Below are 1531 nucleotides of genomic sequence, written 5' to 3' on the forward strand. Positions count from 1 at the left end.
CTTGCCGTCGGAGCCCTTGCGGACGACGTCGACGCCGACGCCCTCCAGGTGCTCGGGCTCACCGTCGACGCCGGTCATGTCGATCTGCCAGTCGATGATGAACAGGACCGTGTCGCCGGTGACGTAGCGCTCGCGCTCGACGGCGGTCATCGTGGGCGTGCGGGAGAGGAACTCGCGGGCGTACTCGCGGCGGGCCTCGCCGGAGAGCGGCGCGAGCGGCTCCCACACCGCGACGGCCTCCTCGGTGTAGAACAGGTCGAGCACGTCGGGGTCGTTGGAGTTGAACGCCTCGACGTAGTGCTCCAGGTGCTTGTCGACGTCCTCGGTGGGGCGGATGGTCGTGCTGGCGGTCATGGCGCTGTCCCCTTCAGGAGGTGCGGTGGTCGTGGTCCGGCCGGGGTCCGGCAGGAGGGATCAGAGGAAGAACGTGTCGGGTTCGAGGCCGAGCAGGACCCGCCCGTGCACCTCGAGGTTGGTGACGGGGGCCATCAGGCCGTGCAGCGCGAGGCCGACGGTGTCCCGGTAGACGCGCTGGAGCGGCACGGACTTCTGGATGACGGAGGCTCCGGAGAGGGTGTAGAGGATCTCCACGGCTTCCCTGGCGAGCTGGATGCCGTAGCCGACCTGGCCGCGGAAGGCCGCCTTCTCGGCGGTGGTGACCGCGACGCCGCTGTCGGCCCGGTCCTGCATGAGGCCGGTGATCCGGTCGCGCAGCCCCTCGGCGGCGGTGATCTTGTTGGCGGCGGTGCCGACCTGGATCTGCACGTGCGGGTGCTCGGACTGCTCGGTCCAGCCGGTGTAGGCGATGCCCCGGCCGGGCGCGCGGTCCTGGAACAGCTCCAGGGCCTGCTTGGCCAGGCCGATGTACACCGCGAGGGACGGGACCATGACGTAGGGCAGCAGGCCGTAGTCGCGGCCGTGCAGGCCCTGGTTCCAGCGGTCGCCGGTGGTGCCCTCGACGATCTCGGCGCCGTCCACGACGAAGTGGGCGGGGACGAACAGGCCGCGCACGGACGAGGTGGAGCTGCCGGTGCCCGCGGCGGAGGAGACGTGCCAGTCGTCGGCGACGGTGAACTCGGAGGCGCGCACGAGCGCGTAGCGCTCGTCGTGCGACTCGCCCTCCTGGTCGGGGTGGACGACCATGGCGGCGACCATGTTCCAGTCGGCGCCCCGGATGCCGGTGTTGAACCGCCACGTGCCGTCGAGGGTGAAGCCGCCCTCCACGGGGGTGAGGGTGGCGGTCGGGGTGAAGCCGCCGGAGACGCGGACCGAACCGCCCGCGTACACCTCCTCCTGCGCGCGGTCGGGGTAGGCCGCGACGAGGCCCGCGCTGGACATCCAGGCGTTCACCGTCCACGCCGTGGAGCCGCAGCCGCGCGCGACCTCCTCGACGATGGCGACCTGCTGGGCCACGTCCAGGTCGAGGCCGCCGAACTTGGCGGGGACCGGCGCGCGGAAGACGCCCGCGTCCTCCAGCAGCTTGATGTTCTCCTCGGGCAGCCACCTGCGGTCCTCGGCGTCCTGGGCGTTG

General features: G+C 71.7%; 2 protein-coding genes. Both read right to left on the bottom strand.

The window, feature by feature from the left end:
* On the bottom strand, positions 1-354 hold a 354-nt coding region (locus ACTUAL_RS25495; protein ID WP_440902024.1), incomplete at its 3' end, for a YybH family protein.
* A 60-nt stretch (positions 355-414) separates the two neighbouring features.
* The coding region (locus ACTUAL_RS25500; RefSeq protein ID WP_440902025.1) for an acyl-CoA dehydrogenase family protein at positions 415-1531 on the bottom strand (1117 nt) is incomplete at its 5' end.

The sequence above is a fragment of the Actinosynnema sp. genome, assembly GCF_052038725.1.